Here is a 1,604-nt window from a genome sequence, read left to right as displayed (position 1 = left end):
TCGGATCAGATGTAGAAAGGGCCTATGCGCGCTCTGATCTGCTGGACAAGCGCCGGTTGCTGATGGATCGTTGGGCGGCATATGCCTGCGGCGCACCAGCGAAGGTTGTCAAGATTGGTTGATACAGAACCGTTTCAGGAACTCGATGAGATTGCCAATCTGGAAATTGTTCATTGGGCTAAAAAAGGAGAGTCGTTCAGGGAGCGTGCCCTTGAGGACGGATTGAGGGTCGAACGCCTCTATAAGACTTTTGCCGAACTTTATTGCGCCTTGGAAGAACACGGACCGTTCATTATTGCGTCTTCGATGGTGGATGTGGTTTTCGTAGCCGTAGGTGGTGAGTTCGATGGCCACGTGATGGTAGTTCGGCAATCTGGTCGAAATATCCGACGGTTTTTGATCCGATCCGACACATTTGAAGATGAATATGGAAGTTTCCAAAATTGCCTTGACCACATGGGCAGCAACAATGCTGTCGGGGTTGAGATAGAACTAAAACATCTGAAAGATCTCGCCGAAACCCTCAATTTGGACCCAGAAAAAATTGATCCAGCGCGATCATACGGTAGGCTGGAAACAGATATCATTGCGGCTCTTCAGCTTTGGGGGGTCGCGCAAGATTTGGCTGGTGATGACCCAGAAACAGACTACGTTTTCCGACTTGGTTTCAGTGTTGGGCGGTTGTTCTCTAGCGCGCAGAATTTGGCGACTTTGGAACCCGACGCAGACAGGGCTATGCAATACGAAAAAAGCTATCGTGAACGTGGTAAAAAAGGGAAGTCCAAGGATCGAAGAGCAAAGCGTCTCGATCATTTGTTTGCCCACATTCAAAAGCTAGTAAATGTGAACCCTGACCTGTCCCGAATGAAGCCAATTGAGGTCGCAAAGCTAGCCTTGTCTGACGCGGTTGAAGAAGACCCAGATCTTTGGTCGCAAGGGCAAGGGCAATTGGAGGTTTACCTTTCTGCATTCGCAAGTGAGGACAAGTTCCGAAAGCTTTACCGTGCAATGTTCCCTCAAACCGGCTAGGCGGTTTCCGCTTTACTAGCGGGAGACTAGCCGCACGGTCTGAATTCAAAGACCGGCAAGCCACTGATTCCGTATTGTTTACCACCAAAAATTTTTGGTTAAATTTCAGAGCCATCGAAAGTCCACACAGAGGATACAAAGATGGCAAACCTATTCGAGCAAAACCGAAACTACGTTCTGGGTGATGAGGAACTGAACCTCATTGGCGACCGGGACAAGCTGGCGCAGTGGCGTCACAAGAACATGGGTCCGGCGTTCTACAAGCTGGGCCGCAAGATTATCTATCGTGGCGCTGATCTGAACGCATGGGCAGAGGCAAACCAGGTTGACCCCAGCAAAGAGGGGGCGGCCTGATGGGCAAGCGCGTATCAACGCGCGGGATTAAGAAACACCGGCATTATACCTATGAGGACGCCGCCTACATTTTAGGTCTGTCGGTCCAAACGGTACGGTCTTGGAAGCGCCAAGGTCTGAGCGTTCTTGATGAAGGCCGTCGGGATGAGCCTCCCCCTTTGAAGTGGTCCGCCCCTATAGTTAGGAAAGTGGAGGACCAGAGATGGCCATTAAGAGACCCA

The 1,604-nt window shown here is 50.7% G+C and carries 2 protein-coding genes; both read left to right on the top strand.

The features are described from left to right. Positions 1 to 114 precede the first annotated feature (114 nt). A complete protein-coding gene (locus Q0802_RS24605) occupies positions 115 to 1,029 on the top strand; it encodes a hypothetical protein (RefSeq protein ID WP_298922652.1) in 915 nt (304 codons plus the stop codon). A gap of 141 nt (positions 1,030 to 1,170) precedes the next feature. Next, positions 1,171 to 1,383: a MerR family transcriptional regulator gene (locus Q0802_RS24600; protein WP_298922651.1), complete on the top strand. Its 213-nt coding sequence runs from the start codon at positions 1,171 to 1,173 to the stop codon at positions 1,381 to 1,383. The last annotated feature ends 221 nt before the right edge of the window (positions 1,384 to 1,604 follow it).

Origin of the sequence: uncultured Roseobacter sp. (assembly GCF_947495275.1) — a bacterium.
Taxonomy (GTDB): Bacteria; Pseudomonadota; Alphaproteobacteria; order Rhodobacterales; family Rhodobacteraceae; genus Roseobacter.
The sequence above is the reverse complement of the archived record's forward strand: the minus strand, read 5'-3'. Positions and strand labels throughout refer to the sequence as shown.